The organism is Massilia eburnea, assembly GCF_050709955.1.
Lineage (GTDB): Bacteria > Pseudomonadota > Gammaproteobacteria > Burkholderiales > Burkholderiaceae_D > Rugamonas > Rugamonas eburnea_A.
Genome location: NZ_JBNZFX010000003.1, coordinates 189,937 through 214,821, shown reverse-complemented (window position 1 = coordinate 214,821; position 24,885 = coordinate 189,937). Strand labels below are relative to the sequence as shown.

20 protein-coding genes and 1 other RNA gene are annotated in these 24,885 nt (G+C 63.7%); 20 read left to right on the top strand and 1 reads right to left on the bottom strand.

All coding sequences use genetic code 11. From position 1 onward, the window contains the following. Positions 1-4 precede the first annotated feature (4 nt). On the top strand, positions 5-484 hold the full coding sequence (locus tag ACQ4MM_RS04125; protein ID WP_431476184.1) for a hypothetical protein: 480 nt from the start codon (positions 5-7) through the stop codon (positions 482-484). Here the strand turns inward: ACQ4MM_RS04125 and ACQ4MM_RS04120 are convergent, their stop codons facing one another. Further along, positions 485-2,182, bottom strand: coding sequence for a thiamine pyrophosphate-binding protein (locus tag ACQ4MM_RS04120; protein ID WP_431476183.1), 1,698 nt, complete (start codon positions 2,180-2,182; stop codon positions 485-487). It lies immediately after the preceding gene. 132 nt (positions 2,183-2,314) lie between these two features. On the opposite strand from ACQ4MM_RS04120, the gene rnpB reads away from it, so the two are divergent. The 19 genes from rnpB to ftsZ all read left to right on the top strand — a co-directional run bounded on the left by rnpB (position 2,315) and on the right by ftsZ (position 24,864). Continuing rightward, positions 2,315-2,668, top strand: an RNA gene (rnpB, locus tag ACQ4MM_RS04115) — RNase P RNA component class A. A gap of 12 nt (positions 2,669-2,680) precedes the next feature. Further along, positions 2,681-4,171 carry a glycerol kinase GlpK gene (gene glpK / locus ACQ4MM_RS04110; protein WP_431476182.1) on the top strand — a complete coding sequence of 497 codons (1,491 nt, stop codon included), beginning with the start codon at positions 2,681-2,683 and terminating at the stop codon, positions 4,169-4,171. Next, the gene (locus tag ACQ4MM_RS04105) at positions 4,168-4,941 is read left to right on the top strand and encodes a PAS domain-containing protein (protein WP_431476181.1); all 774 of its coding nucleotides are present in this window, start codon (positions 4,168-4,170) and stop codon (positions 4,939-4,941) included. The genes glpK and ACQ4MM_RS04105 overlap by 4 nt, the downstream gene beginning before the upstream one ends. A 97-nt stretch (positions 4,942-5,038) precedes the next feature. Then, positions 5,039-7,264, top strand: coding sequence for a collagenase (locus ACQ4MM_RS04100; RefSeq protein WP_431476180.1), 2,226 nt, complete (start codon positions 5,039-5,041; stop codon positions 7,262-7,264). A 479-nt stretch (positions 7,265-7,743) separates the two neighbouring features. After that, a complete protein-coding gene (mraZ, locus tag ACQ4MM_RS04095) occupies positions 7,744-8,172 on the top strand; it encodes a division/cell wall cluster transcriptional repressor MraZ (protein ID WP_431476179.1) in 429 nt (142 codons plus the stop codon). A gap of 13 nt (positions 8,173-8,185) precedes the next feature. Next, a complete protein-coding gene (gene rsmH / locus ACQ4MM_RS04090; protein ID WP_431476178.1) occupies positions 8,186-9,151 on the top strand; it encodes a 16S rRNA (cytosine(1402)-N(4))-methyltransferase RsmH in 966 nt (321 codons plus the stop codon). Next, a complete protein-coding gene (gene ftsL / locus ACQ4MM_RS04085) occupies positions 9,148-9,420 on the top strand; it encodes a cell division protein FtsL (RefSeq protein ID WP_431476177.1) in 273 nt (90 codons plus the stop codon). The genes rsmH and ftsL overlap by 4 nt, the downstream gene beginning before the upstream one ends. Further along, complete coding sequence (locus ACQ4MM_RS04080; RefSeq protein ID WP_431476213.1) at positions 9,420-11,207, top strand: peptidoglycan D,D-transpeptidase FtsI family protein; 1,788 nt, start codon at positions 9,420-9,422, stop codon at positions 11,205-11,207. Before ftsL ends, ACQ4MM_RS04080 begins: the two co-directional genes overlap by 1 nt. 9 nt (positions 11,208-11,216) lie before the next feature. Continuing rightward, positions 11,217-12,752, top strand: a complete 1,536-nt coding sequence (locus ACQ4MM_RS04075) for a UDP-N-acetylmuramoyl-L-alanyl-D-glutamate--2,6-diaminopimelate ligase (protein ID WP_431476212.1) — start codon at positions 11,217-11,219, stop codon at positions 12,750-12,752. Next, positions 12,752-14,206: a UDP-N-acetylmuramoyl-tripeptide--D-alanyl-D-alanine ligase gene (locus tag ACQ4MM_RS04070; RefSeq protein WP_431476176.1), complete on the top strand. Its 1,455-nt coding sequence runs from the start codon at positions 12,752-12,754 to the stop codon at positions 14,204-14,206. Before ACQ4MM_RS04075 ends, ACQ4MM_RS04070 begins: the two co-directional genes overlap by 1 nt. 2 nt (positions 14,207-14,208) lie before the next feature. Continuing rightward, a complete protein-coding gene (gene mraY / locus ACQ4MM_RS04065; protein WP_431476175.1) occupies positions 14,209-15,378 on the top strand; it encodes a phospho-N-acetylmuramoyl-pentapeptide-transferase in 1,170 nt (389 codons plus the stop codon). Next, positions 15,378-16,883: a UDP-N-acetylmuramoyl-L-alanine--D-glutamate ligase gene (gene murD / locus ACQ4MM_RS04060; RefSeq protein ID WP_431476174.1), complete on the top strand. Its 1,506-nt coding sequence runs from the start codon at positions 15,378-15,380 to the stop codon at positions 16,881-16,883. The genes mraY and murD overlap by 1 nt, the downstream gene beginning before the upstream one ends. Continuing rightward, positions 16,883-18,094 carry a putative lipid II flippase FtsW gene (ftsW, locus tag ACQ4MM_RS04055; RefSeq protein WP_431476173.1) on the top strand — a complete coding sequence of 404 codons (1,212 nt, stop codon included), beginning with the start codon at positions 16,883-16,885 and terminating at the stop codon, positions 18,092-18,094. The genes murD and ftsW overlap by 1 nt, the downstream gene beginning before the upstream one ends. Further along, complete coding sequence (gene murG / locus ACQ4MM_RS04050) at positions 18,091-19,161, top strand: undecaprenyldiphospho-muramoylpentapeptide beta-N-acetylglucosaminyltransferase (RefSeq protein WP_431476172.1); 1,071 nt, start codon at positions 18,091-18,093, stop codon at positions 19,159-19,161. The genes ftsW and murG overlap by 4 nt, the downstream gene beginning before the upstream one ends. Continuing rightward, complete coding sequence (gene murC, locus ACQ4MM_RS04045) at positions 19,158-20,546, top strand: UDP-N-acetylmuramate--L-alanine ligase (RefSeq protein ID WP_431476171.1); 1,389 nt, start codon at positions 19,158-19,160, stop codon at positions 20,544-20,546. The genes murG and murC overlap by 4 nt, the downstream gene beginning before the upstream one ends. Before the next feature lie 4 nt (positions 20,547-20,550). Further along, positions 20,551-21,510 (top strand): D-alanine--D-alanine ligase, encoded by a 960-nt coding sequence (locus ACQ4MM_RS04040; RefSeq protein WP_431476170.1) that lies wholly within the window; start codon positions 20,551-20,553, stop codon positions 21,508-21,510. Between the two features lie 18 nt (positions 21,511-21,528). Then, the gene (locus ACQ4MM_RS04035; RefSeq protein ID WP_431476169.1) at positions 21,529-22,293 is read left to right on the top strand and encodes a cell division protein FtsQ/DivIB; all 765 of its coding nucleotides are present in this window, start codon (positions 21,529-21,531) and stop codon (positions 22,291-22,293) included. A 15-nt stretch (positions 22,294-22,308) separates the two neighbouring features. Continuing rightward, positions 22,309-23,541, top strand: coding sequence for a cell division protein FtsA (gene ftsA / locus ACQ4MM_RS04030; protein ID WP_055932698.1), 1,233 nt, complete (start codon positions 22,309-22,311; stop codon positions 23,539-23,541). Positions 23,542-23,643: 102 nt separating this feature from the next. Next, a complete protein-coding gene (ftsZ, locus tag ACQ4MM_RS04025) occupies positions 23,644-24,864 on the top strand; it encodes a cell division protein FtsZ (protein ID WP_431476168.1) in 1,221 nt (406 codons plus the stop codon). Positions 24,865-24,885 lie beyond the last annotated feature (21 nt).

Here is a 24,885-nt window from a genome sequence, read left to right as displayed (position 1 = left end):
TGAAATGAAAACCTCACATCGCATCGGCAGCGCGCTGCTGCTCGCTTCAGTCACAGTCTTGCCTGCCGCGCTGGCGGCCAACAAGGCCGGCGGCCTGCCGCGCTACGGCGTGGTGGTCTACTCCGACCTGTGCGTGCACGAAGGCAGCGGCGAATATGGCGGCCAGCGCATGACGCTGCAGCGTTTTGCCGAAGTCGATACGGTGATTTACGAATATACGGCCGGTGGCCTGAGCTGGCCGCTGGTGGCGACCGATGTGAATGTCGACCCGCGCGGCAAGATGATGTATTTCACCGTGCAGGAGGGCGAGGAGGAGCGCACCATCAGCGGCAAATTTTCGCCCGGCGGCGAAACCCTGACGCTGGAGGGCGGCTATTGCGACGACCAGTCGCAGCCGATGGTGCTGTCGAAAGTGCGCGACTTCAGCCGCACAGCCAGGGCCTGCAAGGCCTGCCCCGCGCCGAAGCGGCAGGGCAGGGAATGATTACTTGCCGGCGGCGACAGCCTGCTGGCGCAGGGTGTCGAGGGTGGCGCCCGGGGTGATCAGGTTGCCGTCGTAGCGCAGCTCGATGATGGCCGGCAGGTTCTGCTCGCGGGTGAAGGCGAGGGCGCGCTGCAGGGCAGGCGCGAATTCCTCGGTGGCGGCAACGGTTTCGCCATGGCCGCCAAAAGCGCGTGCCACTGCGGCGAAGTCCGGGTTGTGCAGCGTGGTGCCGGAAACGCGGCCAGGGTATTCGCGCTCCTGGTGCATGCGGATGGTGCCGAACATCTGGTTGTTGAACACGATGATGACCACGCCCGCCTTGTATTGCACGGCGGTAGCCAGTTCCTGGCCGTTCATCAGGTATTCGCCGTCGCCCGCGAACGTCACGACGGTGCGCTCCGGGTCGATGATCTTGGCGGCTACGCCGGATGGTACCGAGTAGCCCATGGCGCCGCTGGTCGGCGCGAGCTGGGTGCGCATGCCGCCGTAAGGCCAGTAGCGGTGCGCCCAGGTGGCGTAGTTGCCGGCGCCGTTGGTGATGACGGTGTCGGCCGGGCATTGGGCCTTCAGCTCCTGCACTACCTGCCACAGGTTCAATGGGGCGTTGTTGTCCTTGAAGATCGACGGCTGCTGCTGCCAGGCGTTGTATTCGGCGCGCGCCTGCTCGACGCTGTCGCGCCATGCGCTCGCATCGACCGGCTCCATGGCAGCCAGCATGGCCGCGGCCTGCGGCATGCCGGAGGCGATCATCATTTCAGCCTGATACACGCTGCCCAGTTCTTCCGGGCTGGCGTGGATGTGCACCAGGCGCTGTTGCGGCACCGGCGAGGCGATGATGGAGTAGCCGCTGGTGGTCATTTCGCCCAGGCGCGGGCCGATGGCGATCAGCACGTCGGCTTCTTTCACGCGGGCGGCCAGCTTTGGATTGATGCCGATGCCGACGTCGCCGATGTAGTTCGGGTGCGCATTGTCCAGCAGGTCCTGGAAGCGGAAGGCGCAGCCGACCGGCAGGTGGTTCGCTTCGGCGAATTTGCGGATGTCGGACGTGGCCTGCTGGTTCCAGCCGCCGCCGCCCAGCAGCAGCAGCGGGCGTTTCGCTTCGGACAGCATCTGGCGCAGTTGTGCGATCTGCGGCGCGGAAGGCGCGCCTTGGGTCGGCACATAGGCGCGGGTGTCGGCCACGCTGGCTTTCGCGGTCAGCATGTCTTCCGGCAGGGCCAGTACCACCGGGCCCGGACGGCCGCTGGTGGCGACCTGGAAGGCACGCGCGATGTATTCCGGAATGCGGTCGGCGCGGTCGATCTGGGCCACCCATTTCGCCATCTGGCCGAACATGCGGCGGTAGTCGACTTCCTGGAAGGCTTCGCGGTCCATGAAATCGCTGCCGACCTGGCCGATGAACAGGATCATCGGGGTCGAATCCTGGAAGGCGGTGTGCACGCCGATCGAAGCATTGGTGGCGCCCGGGCCGCGGGTCACGAAGCAGATGCCCGGCTTGCCGGTCATCTTGCCGTAAGCGTCGGCCATGAAGGCAGCGCCGCCCTCCTGGCGGTTGATGATGAAGCGGATGCCGGATCCGTGCAGGGCGTCCAGCACGTCCAGGTAGCTTTCGCCGGGCACGCCGAAGGCGGTATCGGTGCCGTGGACTTGCAGCGCATCGACCAGGATCTGGCCGCCGGAACGAGGAGTTTGCGTCATGGTACTTGCCTTCTTATACATGGATTTGGCATTCTATGCCTGCTCTGGAGAAATAGCTTTTCGAAATGCGACACCGTTTTATGGTTGGTGTCAGGTATCAGGAGCTGACACCAATGATGTAGAATAACGCCCGAAGCAAGCCAGACAGCCGCTGGCTCATGTCGCAAGACATGGGCGGGAGGAAGGTCCGGACTCCACAGAGCGGGGTGACGGTTAACGGCCGTCCGCTGAAAGCCTGCTCCAGCGTACTTGTACGCTGGAGGTGGTATAAGGCGAGGAATAGGGCCACAGAGACGAGCGTATTAAGTTACGGTGAAACGCGGTAACCTCCACCTGGTGCAATTTCAAATAGGCACGCGATGATGTTGCTCGCGGAGCGTGCGGGTAGAAAGCTTGAGCGGCGGAGTAATCCGTCGCCTAGAGGAATGGCTGTCATAGCACCTTCGGGTGCCGTAACAAAATCCGGCCTATCGGCTTGCTTCAACTAATTCGTGAGAGATGACTCAATACATCCTCGCCCTGGACCAGGGCACAACCAGTTCGCGCGCGATCCTGTTCGACCACGAGGGCAACATCGCAGGATGCGCGGCGCAGGAATTTCCCCAGCATTTCCCCCAGCCAGGCTGGGTTGAGCACGACCCCAACGAAATCTGGAACAGCCAGATCACCGTGGCCCGCAAGGTCCTGCAGGACCGCGGCGTCGATGCAAAACAGGTGCGCGCCATCGGCATCGCCAACCAGCGCGAGACCACCGTGGTGTGGGACCGCAAGACCGGTGAGCCGATTGCGCCGGCCATCGTATGGCAGGACCGCCGCACCGCCGATTACTGCGAAGCGCTGCGCGCCGCCGGCAAGGCGAAAATGATCAGCGATGCGACCGGCCTCGAGCTGGACGCCTACTTCTCCGCCACCAAGGTCAAATGGATCCTGGACCACGTGCCGGGTGCGCGCGAGCGTGCGCGTAAAGGCGCGCTGTGCTTCGGCACCATCGACTGCTGGCTGGCCTGGAAGCTGTGCGGCGTGCATGTGACCGACGTGTCGAATGCCTCGCGCACCATGCTGTTCAATATCCACCTGATGCGCTGGGACGCGGACTTGCTGCAGCTGTTCGACATCCCGCAGGAAATGCTGCCGCAAGTGGTGTCTTCCAGCGAAGAAGTCGGCGCCACGCGCGAAGCGCTGTTCGGCCATGCGATCCCGCTGGCCGGCATCGCCGGCGACCAGCAGGCTGCCACCTTCGGCCAGGCCTGCCACAAGCCGGGCATGGTGAAGAATACCTACGGCACCGGATGCTTCATGCTGATGCACGCCGGCCGCCACCCGCGCACCTCGCACAACCGCCTGCTCTCCACCGTGGGCTGGCGCGTCGATGGCGCCACCGATTACATGCTGGAAGGCTCGGTCTTCATGGGCGGCGCCACCGTGCAATGGCTGCGTGACGGCCTTGGCATCATCCAGCAATCGGGCGACGTGGAAGCGCTGGCCAACAGCGTGCCTGACAGCGGCGGCGTGTTCCTGGTACCGGCCTTTGTCGGCCTCGGCGCGCCGCACTGGGACCCGTATGCGCGCGGCACCATCGTCGGCCTGACGCGCGGCAGCAACAAGGCGCACATCGCGCGCGCCGCGGTCGAATCGATCGCCTACCAGAGCGCCGAACTGCTGGCGGCCATGCAGAAAGATGCGGCGATGCCGGTGACGGAGGTGCGCGCCGACGGCGGCGCCGCCCGCAACGACATGCTGATGCAGTTCCAATCCGACCTTCTTGGCGTTCCCGTGCTGCGCCCGAAGGTCACCGAAACCACGGCGCTGGGCGCGGCCTACCTGGCCGGCCTGGCCGTCGGCTTTTGGGAATCGCAGGAAGAAATCGCCAGGCAGTGGGCCTGCGAGCGCCGCTTCACCCCATCGATGGGGGATGACCAGCGGGCCGAGTTGCTGGCAAAATGGAATCGCGCCACAGAGCGCGCCAAAGCATGGGAGACACCTTTATGACGGACCGTCCTTGGAACGTGGAGCTGGACGCGATCGAGAAACTGTTCGACGCGATGACTGAAGTAGCCTTCTTCGTGAAGGATCGCGACGGCCGCTATGTGGCCGTCAACAACACGTTGGCCCGCCGCTGCGGCTTGCGCAGCAAGTCCGACATCCTCGGCAAGACCGTGATGGACGTGCATCCGCGCCCGCTCGCCGCCGCCTATGAGGCGCAGGATCGGCAGGTGATCGACATGGGCGCAACCATCGAGAAGCACCTGGAACTGCACCTGTACCCGAACCGCCGCCGCGGCTGGTGCCTGACCCACAAGGCCCCGCTGCGCAACGAGCAAGGCGATATCGTCGGCCTGGTCGGCACCTCGCACGACCTGGGCCTGGTGGACGAACAGCATCCAGTGTACCGCCAGGTGGCGCGCATTGCGCAGCGCATCCGCGACAACTTCCACATGCAACTGAACCTGGCCGACCTGGCGCGCGAAGAAGGCCTGTCGCTGGCGCGTGTTGAGCGCCTGTTCCAGAAAGTCTTCCACTACAGCCCGCGCCAGCTCCTGCTGCAATCGCGGCTGGAAGGCGCGCTGGCGCTGATCGAAGCCTACCCTGCGCGCAGCATCGCCGACATCGCGCGCGAATGCGGCTACACCGACCACAGCGCCTTCAGCCGCCAGTTCAAGGCGATGACGGGTTATACGCCAAGCCAGTTCCGCAGCGGTTCCGGTTCGCGTTCCCCTGTGGCTTTTTCGTCGATCGCCTGTGCAGTTCCCGTTGCCTGAAGCGGCGAAATCACCATAACGGCGCGCACGATTGAAATCGCGCCACCTCTCCTCGTTAGCATGGGCGCTCCCATTACATAACAGAAGAGGTGGAGACATGATGTTGAAAGTAATCGGCGCCGCAGCCCTGCTGCTCGCCGCGCAAGCCCAGGCCGATAGCGGTAACAAGCTGCATCAGCCGCCCGCGCCGCACCAGCGGCAAACCCTGCCGCCATCGGTGGAACAGAGCAAGTACGACCTGGCGCCAACGCGCAAGCCGCGCAATGACCTGATGCCGCGCAGCCTGAAGACCAGCATGGCGCCGATGGCCGCAACGCCGCAGTGCAAGGACATGAACACCCTGGCCAGCTACAGCGGCGCGGCACTGGCCGAATACGTGGCCACGCTGCCGGACTATGAGTGCACCTATCCGCTGTTTTCCGCCGCGCCGGCGCTGGCCGCCAGCATCTACTCCAGTGCCAACGTGAGCGCCGTCGCCAGCCGCCTGGCCAGCGAAGCGGCCAGCTACAACGGCAGCAATATGAAGCTGGTGAACCTGGTGCTGTACCTGCGCGCCGGCTATTACCAGGCCAGCGGCGGCACCATTCCGGCCCTGACCGAATCGGTGCGCGCTCCGCTGCGCACGGCCATCCACGGCCTGGTGCAGGGCAGCGGCCTGTACGCCAACAACACCGTAGCGCCTAGCACGGCAGGCGAAACCTGGAAGCTGGTCACCAATATGCACGACGAAGTGCAGTTCCTGCCCGACGCGAAAGCAACCGTGGCCCGGTTCACCAACAGCTCGGCCACGGCGCCAGGGCCGGCAGAGCTGTTGAAGCAGGACAGCGCCGGCGCGGGCATGACCGGTGCGCTGACCGTGCTGTTCCGCGCCCATGCGATGCCCGAGGTGGGCACCATCCTGTCGAACGACATTTCCTATGCCAACGCACTGTACAAGTTCATCACCAACAACAAGCCAGCCCTGCTGAACAGCAATGCCGCCTACCAGTTGACCGATGCATCGAACGAAACCTTCCGCTTCATGCAGTACGCCGGCCTGAAGGCGCAGGTCAAGCCGATGGTGCAGAACACCCTGAACAGCAGCACCATGCTGGGCGCCGACAGCGGCATGTGGCTGGCGGCAGCATCGGCTGTGAAGTACTACGACAACGGCAATTGCGCGCAGTATGGCGTGTGCAACTACGAAGACCAGTTGGCCAATGCGGTGCTGAAGACCAGCTATAACTGCAGCCCGACCCTGCGCCTGCGCGCGCAGGACGTGACCCAGGCGCAGGTGCAGGAAATCTGCTCCGCACTGGCAACCGAAGAGGGCTATGCCCACGCCATGCTGCAGACCAACCGCACCCCGGTTGCGCATGATAACAACACCGCGCTGGAACTGGTGGTGTTCGACGACTACACCAACTACAGCAAGTACGCCAGCGTGATCTACGGCATCGACACCAATAACGGCGGCATGTACCTGGAAGGCGATCCGTCCGTGGTGGGCAATCAGGCGCGCTTCATCGCCCATGAGGCTTCGTGGCTGCGCCCGACCTTCAAGGTGTGGAACCTGGAGCATGAGTACGTGCACTTCCTGGACGGCCGTTACGACATGTACGGCGACTTTGGCCAAGGCACTTCGGTACCGACCGTGTGGTGGATCGAGGGTATCGCGGAATACCTGTCGCTGAAGAATAACAACCAGCCGGCCATCGACATGGCGCGTAGCCGCAAGTACCGCCTGAGCGACATCTTCGGCAATACCTACGCGATGTCGGACTACCAGGACCGTGCCTACCGCTGGGGCTATATGGCGACCCGCTTCATGATGGAGCGCCACCGTTCCGATGTGGACCAGGTGCTGGCCAAGTTCCGGGTCGGCGACTATGCGCGCTATAACGATTTCATGCGCGACATCGGTAGCCGCTACGACAGCGAGTTCGCGGCCTGGGCCGACGCGGCCACCACCGCCGGTGAGCCGCCGCTGCCGGACAGCGTGTCCAGCCTGCCGGCCTGCAGCGGCCAGGCGTCGCCAAGCTATCTTGGCAAGAACTGCGCGATCCGCAACCTGTCTTCCGGTTCGCGCAGCTACCTGCACCTGATGGTGCCGGCCGGCGCCAGGAACGTGAAGATCATGAGCGCAGGCGGCAGCGGCAATATGGACATGTACGTGGCCCTGAACCGCTACCCAAGCACCACGTCTTATGATTACGCTTCCAGCAACTCCGGCAATGCGGAAAACATCAGCATTCCGAACCCGGTGGCCAACCAGTGGTATTACCTCACGCTGGAAGCCAAGCAGCCGTTCAGCGGCGTCACGGTAGGCGTCACTTACGAGTGAGAAGTGGCGCAAGCCGTATAATGTAGGCAAGCGGCGGCAGCGCCATTTGTCTATACAAATTGCCGCCCAGTCCACACTGGGCGGCATGTTTTTTTCGAGGGTAAAGATCGCGCGCAAAGCGCGGCAGGCAGTGATTCTCCGGTGCTTCCGGGTCTACGCCATTTGTTGCTATTTTGCTCAAATGTCGTTGTCTTCAGGCAACCATCTGCGGTTTTCCAGATTTATTTCTAGTCATTTTTCCCGCATTTGACCAGCCCTGCATGTGAAGTAGCACTTTCAGTATCTTTCATAAGTCCCTAATTTCTCAATGGTTTTTACTTCGGCTATTTCTCAAGGAATGCCGCTAAGTCCTTAATTTCATTGGACAAATCGCTGTTTTCGCTTGGGAAATTCGCTTGACCACCTTGTGCGCTTCCTCTAAAGTGGGCGATAGTGTGAAAAAGTGTAGTTTTGTGGGATTTTTTAGAGAAGGTTAAGTCGTGTTCCAAGGCGCGTCCGCGATCACATTAGATGCGAAAGGCAGGATGTCCATCCCGGCCAAGCATCGTGACGCACTGATGATTCAGTGCGAAGGACGGCTCACGCTTACCAAACACCCGGACGGCTGCCTGTTGATGTACCCGCGCCATGTCTGGGAAGCCAAGCGCGACCAGATTGCCGCATGGCCGATGTCGGCCCGCGGCTGGCAGCGCATCCTGCTGGGTAACGCCGCCGACGTCGAGATGGATTCGGCCGGCCGCATCCTGGTTGCCCCTGAACTGCGCGACGCCGTCGGCCTTGGCCGCGAAGTCGTGCTGTCCGGCATGCTGACCCACTTCGAAATCTGGGATCCGGTCAAGCGCGCCGAAAACGAGCAAACCACCATCGAGGTGGGCATGCCCGATACCCTGTCCGATTTCTCCTTCTGAGGCCCGGTTCAATATGACGACGACCTCGGTGCCAGAGTTCCAGCATCGCACGGTGCTATTAGATGAAGCGGTGGATGCGCTCGACCTGACCGGCGCGCGCGCCAACGGCATCTATATAGATGGCACCTTCGGCCGCGGCGGCCATAGCCGCCTGATCCTGTCCCGCCTGGGCCCGGAAGCCCGCCTGATCGCCTTCGACAAAGACCTGCAAGCTATCGCCAACGCCGAAACCATCGGCGACAAGCGTTTCACCATCGTGCACGACAGCTTCGCCACCATGGCGGATGCACTGGCCGAACGCGGCATTCCCGCCGTCGACGGCATTTTGCTGGACCTCGGCATCTCGTCACCACAAGTGGACGATGCGGCGCGCGGCTTCAGCTTCCGTAACGATGGCCCGCTCGACATGCGCATGGATACCACGCGCGGTATCTCCGCCGCCGAGTGGCTGGCCACGGAATCAGAAAAAACACTGGAAAAGGTGATAAGGGATTATGGGGAAGAACGGTTTGCTTTTCAGATTGCAAAGGCGATTGTTGCTCGCCGGGCAGTCGAACCAATTTCAAGCACACGACAGCTTGCCGGTATCGTGGCAGGCGCGGTCAAGACTCGCGAGAAGGGCAAAGATCCGGCCACCCGCACCTTTCAGGCTATCCGGATTTTCGTCAATCAGGAGCTTGAGGACCTCGAATCGGCCCTGAGCCAGGCGTTCGACGCCCTGAAACCGGGCGGCATCATGGCCATCATCAGCTTCCATTCGCTGGAAGACCGCATGGTCAAGCAGTTCCTCGCTTCCAAGGCCAAGGTGGAGCAGCCGGACCGGCGCCTGCCGATCAGGGCGGTCGACCTGCCGCAGCCGGAACTGAAGCTGCTGGCGCGCATCAAGCCGTCCGATAAGGAGGTCGATGAAAACCCGCGCGCCCGTTCGGCCGTGATGCGGGTTGCCATGCGCCTGCCTGCGAGCGGAGGCGTGCCATGAGCAACAAGATCAATATCGTGTTGACGGCACTGCTGGTCGCTTGCGGCCTGTCGGCCGTTAACGCGCAATACCAGGCGCGCCACCTGTTCGTGGATAAGGAGCGCGCGGAAGCGCAGGCACGCCAGCTCAATACCGAATGGGCCCAGCTCCAGCTCGACCAGTCGACGCTGGGCAAGCATGCCCGTATCGAGGAAATCGCGCGCCGTGAACTGAACATGACCCAGCTCACGCCGAACCGTACCCAATACCTGACGGAGGGCGAAAAGTGATGCGCTCCAGCGGCGGAAACGGGACGGCGCGCGTGGCGCGCTCGCAGGGCGTGGCCTTCTCCAAGAGCCCGGTATTGGCGGTGCGCCTGCCAAGCTGGCGTTCGCGCGTCGTGCTGTTCGGGATGTTTATCGCCTTCGGGGCATTGGCGGCACGCGCGGTCTGGCTGCAAGGGACTTCCAGCCAGTCGCAGTTCCTGCAGAAAGAGGGCGCCAACCGCTACCAGCGCACGCAGGAATTGCCGGCCGTGCGCGGCAAGATCACCGACCGCAATGGCCAGGTGCTGGCTTCGTCGATCCCGGTGCGCGCCATCTGGGCCGCGCCGGACGAATTGCTGGCTGCGCCGAAAGAAAAGATCCGCGCCCTGGCCGGTTTGCTGGAGATGAGCGAGGCCGAGCTGCGCAAGAAGCTCGATTCGGACCGCAACCTGGTCTACCTGAAACGCCAGGTCGAGGTGGAAACCGCCGACAAGATCAAGGCGCTGGACCTGGACGGCATGGATATCCGGCCCGAATACAAGCGCTTCTACCCGCAAGGCGAGGTGATGACGCATATGGTCGGCTTCACCAATGTGGATGACAAGGGCCAGGAGTCGATGGAACTGGCGCAGCAGTCCAACCTGGTCGGCAAGCCCGGTTCGCGCCGCGTCATCAAGGATGGCCAGGGCCGCATCGTCGAAGACATCGGCGGCAAGGTGGAACCGCACAACGGCAATGACGTGCTGCTGTCGGTCGACAGCAAGATCCAGTACATCGCCTACACCCAATTGAAATCCGCGGTCGAGCACTTCGGTGCCAAGGCCGGTGGCGCGGTGGTGCTGGACGTGCATACCGGCGAGGTGCTGGCGCTGGCCAACTACCCAAGCTACGACCCGAACGACCGCCGCAACCTGACCGGCGCCCAACTGCGCAACCGCGTGATGACCGACACCTTCGAACCGGGTTCGACGCTGAAGCCGATCACGGTGGCGCTGGCGCTGGATAGCGGCCGCGTCAAGCCGAATACCTTCATCGATACCGGCGGCGGCAAGCTCACCATCGCCGACCGCACGATCTCCGATACCAAGGCGCACGGCGTGATCAACGTGGGGCAGATCATTGAAATGTCGTCCAATATCGGCACGTCGAAAATCGCACTCAGCATGCCGGCCCAGGATATGTGGGAAATGTTCACCAAGGTCGGGTTCGGCCAGCAGCCCAAGTGGGGCTTCCCCGGGGCGGTGGCGGGAAGGGTGCGGCCTTATAAATCATGGCGGCCGATCGAACAGGCGACCATGAGTTACGGTAACGGTATCTCGGTGTCGCTGATACAGCTGGCGCGCTCGTACATGATGTTTGCCCGGAATGGTGACACCATTCCTTTGTCGTTTGAGAAGGTCGAAAAAGAGCCGCTGGGCCAGCAGATCATCAAGCCCCAGACCGCCGCGCAGATGCGCGAAATGCTGGAGAACGTGGTGTCGGGCAAGGACGGCACCGCCAAGAAGGCGCAGATTCCGGGCTACCGCGTGGGCGGCAAGACCGGCACCGCCTACAAGGTGGAGAACGGCCGCTACGCGATGCCGCGCAAGTACATCGGCTCCTTCGTCGGCATGGTGCCGATGTCGGCGCCGCGCTTCATCATTGCGGTCATGATCGACGAACCGACCCAGAACGGCCACTTCGGCGGCTCGGTCGCAGCACCAACTTTTGCGGCTGTCGCAATCAATGCATTGCGCGCCTCCAATGTGCCTCCTGACTCCAACGTCACCGAAATCGTGGTGCCGGCGGACACCGGACCGGAGGCCATGTAAATGACTACGATGAATCATCAAGAAATTATCGACTGGATGCGGGATGCTGCGCCAAACGCGCAGCTGGCATCGGACTCGCGCCGCATCCAGGCTGGCGACGTTTTCTTCGCCTATCCCGGCGACGCCAAGGATGGCCGCAGCTTTATCGCCGCGGCCATCGCCAACGGCGCCGCCGCCGTGCTGTACGACGACACCGGGTACGCCTGGGATGCCGCTCATGCCGTGCCGCACCTTGCCGTGCCGGGCCTGAAGAAGCAGGCCGGCCCGATCGCGCACGCCTGGTATGGCCAGCCCGATGCGAACATGTTCACCGTGGCCGTCACCGGCACCAATGGCAAGACCTCCTGCGCGGTGTGGACCGGCCAGGCGCTGGCCAAGATTGGCGAAACGACCGCGGTCATCGGCACGCTGGGCGTGGGCATGTTCCGTGCCCGCGGCGAAGTGGAATTCGACGAAACCGGCTACACCACGCCGGATGCCGTGCTGCTGGCACGCAAGCTGAACGAAGTGCATGCCGACGGCGCCCAGGCGCTGGCGATCGAGGCTTCCTCCATCGGCCTGCACCAGGGCCGCACCGACGGCATGCATTTCGATGTGGCGGTGTTCACCAACCTGACCCGCGACCACCTGGATTACCACGGCGACGAAGCGAATTACGAAGCCGCCAAGACCATCCTGTTCGACTGGCCTGGCCTGAAGCACGCCGTGGTGAACCTGGACGACCCGATGGGCCACCGCCTGGTGGCGCACATCAAGGCTTCCAAGGCGGCGCGCAAGCCGGCCATCATCGGCTACACGCTGAAAGACATCAAGGCGCAGGCGAATGTGCCGGGTATTTCGATGCTGCGCGCCAGTGCGCTGCGCAGCCGCAACCTGGGCACGGAATTCAACCTCGATTCGACCTTCGGCCATGCCCATGTGCGCACCCAGCTGGTGGGGCCGTTCAACGTGAGCAATGCGCTGGCCGTGCTGGCCGCGCTGCTGGCGAAAGGAGTCGCCTTCCGCACTGCCATCGACGCCATCGAATCGCTGCAGCCGGCCCCAGGGCGCATGCAGCAGATCGGCGGCCAGGAGGCGCCGATGGTCGTGATCGACTACGCCCATACGCCCGATGCGCTGGAAAAGACGCTGCAGGCGCTGCGTTCCGTGGTGGCCGACCGTGGCGGCCACCTGTGGTGCGTGTTCGGCTGCGGCGGCGACCGCGATCCGGGCAAGCGTCCGCAGATGGGCAGGATCTCGCAGATGGCGGAGCATGTGCTGGTCACCAGCGACAACCCGCGCAGCGAAGATCCAGCCGAAATCATTCGCCAGATCGTGGCGGGCATGGACCCGCAACATCCGAATTCCGAATTCCTGACGGTGGAAGACCGCGCCGCGGCAATCCTGTCCGCCGTGCGCAATGCCGGCAAGGCGGACGTGATCCTGCTGGCAGGGAAGGGCCATGAGCCCTACCAGGAAATCAAGGGCCGCAAGATGCCGTTCTCGGACGCCGAGCACGCCCAGCTTGCGTTGTCTGCACGCCTGACCATGATGAGGCCGCACTGATGCGCAGCACGATCGCCCATATCCTGCCTGCGCTGAGCGGCGCGCACCTGCATCACGGCGTGCTGTCCAATGACGCCGCGCTGGCGCTGGACTTCGACGGCGTGTCGACCGACACCCGCACCGCCGGCGCCGGCCAGTTGTTCGTGGCCCTGCGCGGCGAAGTGTTCGACGCCCACCACTTCCTGCAGCAGGTGATCGACAAGGGCGTCGTCGCGGTCGTCGTCGAGCAGCTGCCGGAAGGCTGGACCCTGCCGGCCATCGTGGTGCCGGACAGCCTGGTGGCGCTGGGCCAGATCGCCAACTACTGGCGCCAGCAGTTTGCGCTGCCGCTGATCGGCGTGACCGGCTCCAACGGCAAGACCACTGTCAAGGAAATGATCGCCTCCATCCTGGCCGCCGCCCATGGCGAAGACGGCCGGCTGGCGACGCGCGGCAACCTGAACAACGAGATCGGCGTGCCCTTGACGCTGTTCCGCCTGAATGCTTCGCACCGCTCCGCCGTGGTGGAACTGGGCATGAACCATCCGGGCGAGATCGGCCGCCTGAGCGCGATCGCCGCGCCGACCATCGGCATGGTGAACAACGCCCAGCGCGAGCACCAGGAATTCATGCACACCGTGGAAGCGGTGGCGCGCGAAAACGGCAGTGTGCTGACGGCATTGCCGGGCGATGGCGTGGCCGTGTTCCCGCATGGCGACGAATTTACCCCGATCTGGCGCGAGCTGTCCGTCGGCCGACGCGTACTGACCTTCGGACTGGATGCGGCCGCCAACGTGAGCTGCACCTACGCCGCCGGCGACTTCGGCTCCGAGCTGGAAGTGACCGTGCGCCCGGCAGCCAATGCGCACGCTGCCGGCCATGGCGCCGCGGCGTCGTTCTCCGCGCCGGACGCGGTGCAGCGCCACTTCAGCGTCTCGCTGCAGGCTGCAGGCGAACACAATGTGCGCAATGCGCTGGCCGCGATTGCCTGCACCTATGCCGCCGGCATCGATACTTCCACCATCCGCACAGGACTGGAAGCGTTCGCGCCTGTAAACGGCCGGCTGCAGAAAAAGCAGGCCGCCAACGGCGCGCTGCTGATCGACGACACCTATAACGCCAACCCCGATTCGGTGCGCGCTGCCATCGACGTGCTGGCCAAGGCCAAGGCACCGCGTGTGCTGGTGCTGGGCGACATGGGCGAAGTCGGCACGCAGGGCAAGGAGTTTCACGAAGAAGTCGCCGCCTATGCTGCGACGAAAGGCATCGAGCACTTCTTCGCCACCGGCACGCTGGCCGCCCACATGGCGCCACATGCCGAGCACCACCAGGAATTCGACGCGCTGCTGCAGGCCGTAAGCGCCGCGGCAACGCCGGATGCAACCGTATTGATCAAGGGCTCCCGCTTCATGAAGATGGAACGGGTCGTGCAGCATTTGATTGGATCGCAACACGCTACAAAGGAAACACACTAATCATGCTGCTCTGGCTGGCACAAATCCTGCAGGACGACATTGGGGCTTTCCGCCTCTTTAACTACATCACCTTCCGCGCCGTGATGGCTACCATCACGGCCCTGCTGATCGGCCTGATCGCCGGTCCCGCCGTGATCCGCAAGCTGACCGTCATGAAGTACGGCCAGGCGGTGCGTACCGACGGTCCGCAGACCCACCTGAAAAAGCACGGCACCCCGACCATGGGCGGCGTGCTGCTGCTGATTGCCGTCGGCGTCGCCACCGTGCTTTGGTGCGACTGGTCGAACCGCCTGATCTGGCCGGTGATGATCGTGACCATGGGCTTTGGCGCCGTGGGCTGGGTGGACGATTACCGCAAGGTGGTGCGCCAGGACCCGGAAGGCATGCGTTCGGCTGAAAAATACTTCTGGCAGTCGCTGGTCGGCATCGCCGCCGCGCTGTACCTGGCATTCTCGGTGTCGGCGCCGACCCCGGCCAAGGTATTCGAGCTGTTCTTCCAGTGGGTGCAGTCGGGCTTCTCGATGGACCTGCCGCCGAAGGCCGACCTGATCGTGCCGTTCGTGAAGACCATCAGCTACCCGCTGGGCGTATGGGGCTTCATTGCGCTGACTTACTGCGTGATCGTCGGTACTTCGAACGCGGTGAACTTCACCGACGGCCTCGATGGCCTGGCCATCATGCCGACCGTGATGGTGGGTTCGGCGCTGGGCCTGTTCGCCTACCTGACCGGCTCCGCGACGTATTCGAAATACCTGTTCATCCCGCACATTCCAGGCGCCGGTGAGCTGATCATCTTCTGCGGCGCCATGGCGGGTGCCGGCCTGGCCTTCCTCTGGTATAACGCGCACCCTGCGCAAGTGTTCATGGGCGACGTCGGCGCACTGGCGCTGGGCGGCGCGCTTGGCACCATCGCCGTCATCGTGCGCCAGGAAATCGTCCTGTTCATCATGGGCGGCATCTTCGTAGCGGAGACCGTGTCGGTGATCATCCAGGTCGGCTGGTTCAAGTACACCAAGAAGCGCTACGGCGTCGGCCGCCGCGTGTTCCTGATGGCGCCCTTGCACCACCACTTTGAACAGAAGGGTTGGAAAGAGACCCAGGTTGTCGTGCGCTTCTGGATCATCACGATGATGCTGGTGCTGGTTGGCCTGTCCACTCTGAAGCTGCGCTGATGATATATAACGGCAAAATTGCACTGGTGCTGGGGCTCGGCGAATCGGGCCTGGCGATGGCGCACTGGCTGGCGCGCTGCGGAGCGCTGCTGCGCGTTGCCGACACGCGCCCGGTGCCGGAGCGCCTGCCGCTGCTGCGCGAGCAGCTGCCGGGCACGCAGTTCATTTCCGGCCCGTTCACTGCTGCGCTGCTGGATGGGGTGGATTTCGTCTGCGCCAGCCCGGGCCTGGGCCCGAACAAGGAACTGGCCGAGATCATCCCGGCCGCAGCGGAGAAGGGCATTCCGGTCTGGGGCGAGATCGAGATCTTTGCCCAGGCGCTGAAATGGCTGAAGGACGACCGCGCCTACGTGCCGAAGATCATCGCCATCACCGGCACCAATGGCAAGACCACTGTCACCAGCCTGACCGGCCAGCTGTGCGAACGCGCCGGCCTGTCGGTGCGCGTGGCAGGCAACATCAGCCCGGCCGCGCTGGACGTGCTGCGCGACGTGATGGAGAACGACAGCTTGCCGCAAGCATGGGTGCTCGAGCTGTCCAGCTTCCAGCTGCACACGACTTATAGCCTGAACGCGGATGCGGCCACGGTGCTGAACGTGACCCAGGATCATCTGGACTGGCACGGCAGCATGCAAGCCTATGCCGACGACAAGAAACGCATCTTCGGCGACGACACCGTGCGCGTGCTGAACCGCGACGACAAGTGGACCATGGCGATGGCCAACCCGATCGGTGAAAACGTCACCTTCGGTACCGATGCCCCGGAACTGGCGCACAGCTTCGGCCTGGTCAACGAGCGCGGCGTGTACTGGCTCGCAACGGCCGAACCGAGCGACGAGGCCGAACCGCCGAAGCGCCGCAAGAAGAATGACCCGCCGCCACCGCCGGTGGAGTGCTATACCAAGAAGCTGATGCCGGCCGATGCGCTGCAGATCCGCGGCACCCACAACGCGTCCAACGCACTGGCCGCGCTGGCACTGTGCCGCGCCATCGGCCTGCCGTTTGCGCCGCTGCTGCACGGCTTGCGCGAGTACAAGGGCCAGCCGCACCGCGTGGAACTGGTGGCCTCGATCAATGGCGTCGATTACTACGACGATTCCAAAGGCACCAATGTGGGCGCAACCGTCGCCGCGCTGGTGGGTCTGGGCCAGTCGTTTGCCGGCGGCGAGCAAAAGCTGGTGGTGATCGCCGGCGGCGACGGCAAGGGCCAGGAGTTCGACCCGCTGGCCGGCCCGGTACGCCGCTTCGTGCGCGCCGTGGTGCTGATCGGCCGCGATGCGCCGGCCATCCGCGCGGCGCTGGAGCCGACCGGCGTCAAGATGGAAGATTTCGCGACGCTGGAAGAGGCCACCAAACGCGCCGCAGCGCTGGCCCATGCCGGCGATGCCGTGCTGCTGTCGCCGGCCTGCGCCAGCCTGGACATGTTCAAGAACTATGCGCACCGCGCGCAGGTGTTCATCGACACCGTGCGCGAAATCGCACTTGATGCGGGGCAGGAGATCTGATGGCAATCCAGCTTCCATTCCGCTTCGGTGGCGCCGAGTCTCCAGCTCCGCTGGATGGACGCGCACGCCACTCGAAGATGATGGAATACGACCAGCCGCTGGTCTGGTCGGTGCTGCTGCTGATGCTGTTCGGGATGGTGATGGTGTATTCGGCTTCCATCGCGCTGCCGGATTCGCCCAAGTTCGCCGCCTACAAAAACCATTACTTCGTGCAGCGCCAGGCGATCTTTATCGGCATTGCCATCGTGGCCGCCGCCGTGGCATTCCGCGTGCGCGTGGAAATCTGGCAGAAGGCCGCGCCCTACCTGTTCATTGCCACGCTGGTGGCGCTGGTACTGGTGCTGGTGCCCGGCCTGGGCGTCAACGTGAACGGCGGCCGCCGCTGGCTGAACCTCAAGCTGTTCCAGTTCCAGCCGTCCGAGCTGATGAAGCTCTTCATCGTGCTGTACGCGGCCGACTACACCGTGCGCAAGCAGGAATTCATGCACCGCCTGTCCAAGGGCTTCGCGCCGATGGCGCTGGCGGTGGCGTTTGTCGGCCTGTTGCTGCTGCTGGAGCCCGACCTGGGCGCGTTCGGCGTGATCGTCTGCATCGCCATGGGCATCCTGTTCCTGGGCGGGGTCAACGCAGTCTGGTTCGGCGGCATCGCCGGCATGCTGGTGACGATTTTCGTGGCCATCATCTGGCTTTCGCCGTTCCGCCGCGCGCGCCTGTTCGCTTACCTGAATCCCTGGGAAGAAGAGAACGCCCTGAACAAGTCCTACCAGCTGACCCACTCGCTGATTGCCTTTGGCCGCGGTGAGATCGGCGGCGTGGGCCTGGGCGCCAGCGTGGAAAAACTGCACTACCTGCCGGAAGCGCATACCGACTTCCTGCTGGCAGTGATCGGCGAAGAGCTGGGCATGATCGGGGTGCTGGTCACCATCGGCATGTTCTACTGGATCGTCAAACGTGCTTTCGACATCGGCCGCCAGGCTATTGCCATGGACCAGACCTTCGCCGGCCTGGCCGCAAAAGGCATCGGCATCTGGATCGGCGTACAGACTTTTATCAATATGGGCGTGAACCTCGGCTTGCTGCCAACCAAAGGGCTGACCCTGCCGCTCATGAGCTATGGCGGCACCGGCATCATCATCAACTGCGTGGGCCTGGCGATTTTGCTGCGCATCGATTTCGAGAACCGCCAGATGATGCGGGGAGGGCGGGTATGAGCAAGCGCCTGATGATCATGGCAGCCGGTACCGGCGGCCACATTTTCCCCGGCCTGGCAATTGCCCAGGTCATGCGCGCCCGCGGCTGGGAGGTTTCCTGGCTCGGTACTTCGCACGGCATGGAAACGGAGCTGGTGCCGAAGCATAACGTTGAAATGGACCTGGTCAACTTCAGCGGCATGCGCGGCAAAGGCCTGGCCCACTCGGTAAGCGGTGCATTCAGGATGATCGGCGCCTTCATCGATTGCTTCCGTTTCATCGGCAAGCGCAAGCCGGACGTGGTGCTGGGCATGGGCGGGTATGTCTGCGTGCCGGGCGGCGTGATGGCCAGGCTGCGCGGCGTGCCGCTGGCCCTGGTGAACGCCGATGCGGGCCTGCTGCTGTCGAACAAGACCCTGGCGCCGATGGCGAAGAAGGTCTTCTTCGGCTTCACCGCCGATTTCGGCGCGGTGGCCGGCAAGGCGGTCGTCACCGGCAACCCGGTGCGCAAGGAAATCCTGGCGCTGCCGGCGCCCGAACAGCGCTTCGCGGGCCGCGAAGGCGTGCTGCGCATCCTGGTGGTAGGTGGCAGCCTGGGCGCCAAGGCGCTCAACGACGCGCTGCCGGCGGCACTGGCGCTGATCGCGCCCGAACAGCGTCCGCTGGTGACCCACCAGTCGGGCAAAAAGAATATTGAAGCCCTGCGCGCTGCTTACGCGCAGGCGCATGTGGAAGCAAACGTGGTCGATTTCATCGACGACATGGCGGGCGCCTATGCGCAGGCGGACGTGGTGGTCTGCCGCGCCGGCGCCATCACCGTGTCGGAACTGACTGCCGCCGGCGTCGCCAGTGTGCTGGTGCCCCTGGTGGTCTCGACCACCAGCCACCAGCGCGACAACGCGCAATGGATGGCAAAGCAGGGCGCGTCCATCCACATGCCGCAGACGGAACTGAATCCGGAAAGCCTGGCAGCGCTGTTGCAGACCTTGAGCCGCAGCACCTGCCAGAAGATGGCGGCCGCCGCGCTTGCAGTGGGCAAACGCGATGCGAATGACGCCATCGCACGAGAATTGGAAGCACTAGCATGAAACATAAAGTAAAGAACATTCACTTCGTCGGCATCGGCGGCAGCGGCATGAGCGGCATCGCCGAAGTGCTGGTCACGCTGGGCTATAACGTCTCCGGCTCGGACCTCGGTTCGAATGCCGTGACCCAGCGCCTGGTCGACATGGGCGCCATCGTGCACCAGGGCCATGATGCAGCTTTCATCGGCAATGCCGACGCGGTCGTGACCTCGACCGCCGTCAAGGCCGACAACCCGGAAGTGGTTGCCGCGCGCGCGCGCAAGATCCCAATCGTGCCGCGCGCCGTGATGCTCGGTGAGCTGATGCGCCTGAAGCGCGGCATCGCCATTGCCGGCACCCACGGCAAGACCACCACCACCAGCCTGGTGGCGTCGGTGCTGGCCGAAGGCGGCCTGGACCCGACCTTTGTGATCGGCGGCCGCCTGACCGCGGCCGGCGCGAACGCCAAGCTGGGCTCCGGCGAATACCTGGTGGCCGAGGCGGACGAATCGGATGCATCGTTCCTGAACCTGACCCCAATGATCGAAGTCATCACCAACATCGATGCCGATCATATGGAAACCTACGAGCACGATTTCGAAAAGCTGAAGCAAGCCTTCGTGCACTTCACGCATCGCCTGCCGTTCTACGGCCGCGCCATGCTGTGCGTCGATGACCCGCACGTGCGCGCCATCATCCCGCAGGTGACTAAGCCGGTCACCACCTATGGCTTCGCGGAAGACGCCGAAGTACGCGCCGTCAATGCGCGCGCGGTCGGCACCCAGATGCATTTCACTGTGCTGCAGGAAGGTTTCCCGGACCTGGACATCGTGCTGAACCAGCCCGGCATGCATAACGTGCAGAACGCCTGTTCCGCTGTCGCCATCGCGCGCGAGATCGGCGTGCCGGATACGGCCACGCAAGCCGGCCTGGCGGGCTTCGCCGGCGTGGGCCGGCGCTTCACCAAATACGGCGAAGTGGCCATCCCATCGGGCGGCAGCTTCACCCTGGTGGACGACTTCGGCCACCACCCGATTGAAATGGAAGTGACCACCGCCGCCGCGCGCGCCGCCTATCCTGGCCGCCGCCTGCTGCTGGCCTTCCAGCCGCACCGCTACAGCCGCACGCGCGACCTGTTCGAAGATTTCGCCAAGGTCCTGAGCACGGTCGACGTGCTGGTGCTGTCGGACGTGTATGCAGCGGGCGAGGCGCCGGTGGTGGCCGCCGATGGCCGCGCGCTGGCGCACGCCATCCGCGCGCGCGGCAAAGCCGAGCCGGTATTCGTCGAAAACATCGCCGACATGCCGGAAACGATCATGAACGTGGTGCGCGACGGCGACGTCGTGCTCACGATGGGCGCAGGCTCGATCAGCGGCGTCCCTGCAAAACTCACGAACTGGAAGGCTTGACGCGATGACGAAACTGACTGCACAAGAAGCGCAAGCATTCGGCAAGGTGGGCGTGCTGTTCGGCGGCAAATCCGCCGAGCGCGACGTGTCCATCATGTCCGGCACCGGCGTGCTGGCGGCCCTGCAATCGCAGGGCGTCGATGCCCACGCCTTCGATCCAGGCCAACGTTCGCTGGCCGAACTGGCCGGCGAAAAATTCGACCGCGTGTTCATTGCGCTGCACGGGCGCTACGGCGAAGACGGCAGCATCCAGGGCGCACTGGAGTTACTGGGCATTCCTTACACCGGCTCAGGCGTGATGGCCAGCTCGGTAGGCATGGACAAGATCACCACCAAGATCCTTTGGTTGCGCGAAAACCTGCCGACGCCGGAATATGCGGTGCTGGGCGCCGATTCCGACCTGGACGCTGAAGCTGCGCGCCTCGGCCTGCCATTGATCATGAAGCCGCCGCATGAAGGTTCGACCATCGGCATCACCAAGGTGAGCGACTCGGCCGGCCTGAAAGCCGCCTACGATGCCGCCGCCGCGCTGGACGACTGCGTGCTGGCAGAGGAATTCGTGGAGGGCCGCGAGTTCACCGTCGCCGTGCTGGGCACCGGCAAGGACGCGCGCGCGCTGCCGATCGTGGAAATCGTCGCCCCGCAAGGCAATTACGACTACCAGAACAAGTACTTCACCGACGACACCAAGTATTTTTGCCCGCCGCAGCTTGACCAGGCGATGCAGGACGACATGCAGCGCCTGGCCGTGGCGGCCTACCGCGCCGTCGGTTGCGAAGGCTGGGGCCGGGTCGACGTGCTGCTGCGCGCCAAGGACCACAAGCCATTCCTGCTGGAGGTGAATACCTCGCCGGGCATGACCGGCCACTCGCTGGTGCCGATGGCTGCCCGTGCGACCGGCGTGAGCTACGAGGAACTGTGCGTGGAAATCCTGCGCACCGCGCGGCTGAAGCTGAAGAAGTAAAAGGAGCAAAGACGAACCATGTGGCACGACGTCAAAGCCTTGAATGCATCCGCCAGCGGCTTGGTCGCGCTGTCGGTGCTGGCTTGCGCCGTTGCCGGCGTGTGGTGGGTGGCGAATCGTCCTGTATTCGATTTGCGCGCCATCCGCGTTGAAACCATGGACAAGTCGGAGTTCAAGCATGTGAACCACCTGACGCTGCGCAACGGCACCCAGGGACGCCTGCTTGGCAACTTCTTCACCGCCGACCTGGAGCAGGTGCGCAAGGTGTTCGAGTCGGTGCCGTGGGTACGCCGCGCCAGCGTGCGGCGCGAATGGCCGAACCAGCTGATCGTGTCGCTGGAAGAGCATGAAGCGCTCGGCACCTGGGGCGAGGATGGACGGCTGCTGTCGGTGAAAGGCGATGTCTTCACCGCCAACCTGGCCGAAGCGGAAGAGGATCACGAGCTGCCGGAGTTTTCCGGCCCGGACGGCAGCGAGAAGGAAGTTTTGGCGCGCTATGGCGAGTTGAAGAACTGGTTTGCAGCGGCCAGCCTGGTGCCGAAGAGCGTGGCCCTGTCTGGACGCTATGCGTGGACGGTGAAGTTGGACAACGGCGCCAGTGTGGCGCTGGGACGCGAGGCAACGCATGACACCCTGCATCAGCGGGTGCAGCGCCTGGTCGGGATCTGGCCGCAGATTTCCAGCCGCGTGCCGAATATTGAAACGATTGATATGCGCTACCAGAACGGCCTGGCTTTGAGCGCAGCGGGATTGAAGATCCCGTCGGATACGAAGAAACGTTGAAAGCAGGGCATAGAGATGACTAAAGACGCTAAAAACCTGATCGTCGGCCTCGACATCGGCACCTCCAAAGTGGTGGCCGTGGTGGCCGAGGTGATGGGCGATGGACGCCACGAAGTGATTGGCCTGGGCCAGCACGAATCCAGCGGCCTGAAAAAAGGCGTAGTGGTGAACATTGAAGCGACTGTCGAATCGATCCAGCGCGCGCTGGAAGAAGCGGAGCTGATGGCCGACTGCAAGATCCGCAATGTGTATGCGGGCATCGCCGGCAGCCATATCCGCAGCTTCAACTCCAGCGGCATGGTGGCGATCAAGGACAAGGAAGTCACCGCCACCGACGTGGCGCGCGTGATCGAAACGGCCAAGGCAGTCAACATCCCGACCGACCAGCAGCTGCTGCATACGGTGCCGCAGGAATTCATCGTCGACTCGCAGGACGACGTGCGCGAGCCGATCGGCATGAGCGGTATCCGCCTGGAGGTGAAGGTGCACATTGTCACCGGCGCGGTGAGCGCGGTGCAGAACATCGTCAAGTGCGTGCGCCGCTGCGGCCTGGAAGTGTCGGACCTGATCCTGCAGCCGATGGCTTCCGCCGACGCGGTGCTGACCACCGACGAAAAGGAATTGGGCGTGGTGCTGATCGACATCGGCGGCGGCACCACCGACGTGGCGGTGTTCAGCGACGGTGCGATCCGCCACACGGCCGTGATCCCGATTGCAGGCGACCAGATCACCAACGATATTGCGATGGCGCTGCGCACCCCGACCGGCGAAGCGGAAGAAATCAAGATCCGCTACGGCGTGGCCAAGCAGGTGCTGGCCGATCCGGGCGAGCACCTGGAAGTGCCGGGCCTGGGCGACCGCGGTCCGCGCAACCTGTCGCGCCAGGCGCTGGCCGCGGTGATCGAGCCGCGCGTGGAAGAACTGTTTGCGATGGTGCACCAGGTGGTGCGCGAGTCCGGCTACGAGGGCGTGCTCTCGTCGGGCATCGTGCTGACCGGCGGCACCTCGATCATGCCGGGCATGGTGGAGATGGCGGAAGACATCTTCCTCAAGCCTGCGCGCCTGGGCACGCCGGACTACCGCGGCCAGTTGGCCGACGTGGTGCGCAGCCCGCGCTATGCAACCGTGTTGGGCCTGTTGTTGGAAGCTAAGAAGCAGTATCTGCGCGGCCACATCGTGACGCGCCAGGATGGATCGGTAAAGGCAGTTTGGCAGCGCATGAAGGAATGGTTCCTGGGTAACTTTTAATACTAATTTTTGAATAATAAACCCCCGCAGTTTTCAATCTCCAGTTCTCCTATTCATATGAGGCCTGGCGCTTGAAAACCGCATTCTAGATAGGAGTAAATCATGGAGTTCGATATGGTTGATAACGCAACACTGGGAACGGTCATCAAGGTCGTCGGCGTTGGCGGTGCGGGCGGCAATGCCGTCCAGCACATGATCAACAAGGGCATGAGCGGCGTGGAATTCATCGCTGCCAATACCGACGCACAAGCGCTGGCCACCTCGAAGGCAAGCAACATTATCCAGATCGGCGGCAGTGGCCTGGGCGCGGGCATGAAGCCTGACGTCGGCCGCGCGCTGGCAGAAGAATCGCGCAGCCGCATCGAAGATGCGCTGCGCGGCGCGCACATGGTGTTCATCGCTGCCGGCATGGGCGGCGGCACCGGTACCGGCGCAGCGCCGATCGTGGCGGAAATCGCCAAGCAGCAGGGCGCGCTGACTGTGGCGGTTGTTTCCAAGCCGTTCTCGCACGAAGGCCAGAAATGCCTGGACATCGCCGAGGCAGGCCTGGAAGCGCTGTCGCAGAATGTCGATTCGCTGATCGTGATCTGCAACGAGAAGCTGGAAGAGATCTACGAAGACGAATCGCTGATCGAGTGGCTGCAGCACGCTGACGACGTGCTGAACAACGCCGTAGCCGGTATCGCCGAAATCATCAACGTGCCTGGCCACATCAACGTCGACTTCAACGACGTGAAGACCATCATGGGCGAGCAGGGCAAGGCGATGATGGGTACTGCCACCGCTTCCGGTGTCGACCGCGCACGCGTGGCTGCCGAGCAGGCAGTTGCATCCCCGCTGCTGGACGGCGTCGACCTGGCGGGCGCACGCGGCGTGCTGGTGAACGTCACGGCATCGCGCGGCCTGAAAGGTAAGGAGATCAAGGAAGTCATGGCAGCCGTACGCGCTTTCGCCGCACCGGATGCGTCGATTGCACAAGGCATTGCCTACGACGACGCGATGGGCGACGACATCCGCGTGACCGTGGTGGCCACCGGCCTGGGTAAAGCCAAGAAGCATGTGCAACTGGTACCGCAGCAGCAACTGCGTACCGGCACCCACGGCGGCAACCCGCTGAACGTCAATGCAGGCCTGGGCGGCGGTGCGGCAACTGCTGCAGTGGGCGGTTTCGGCAACGCAGGCTTTTCCGGCAGCGCGTCCGACGTGCAGAAGCAGCCAGCTGTGTGGCGCCGTGAGTCGGCCACCGAGCAGGTGAACGCACTGGCCAAGTCGGGCATGGAAACCTACGACATTCCTGCCTTCCTGCGCAAGCAGGCTGACTGAATAAGGTCAGCCGCGCCGCCG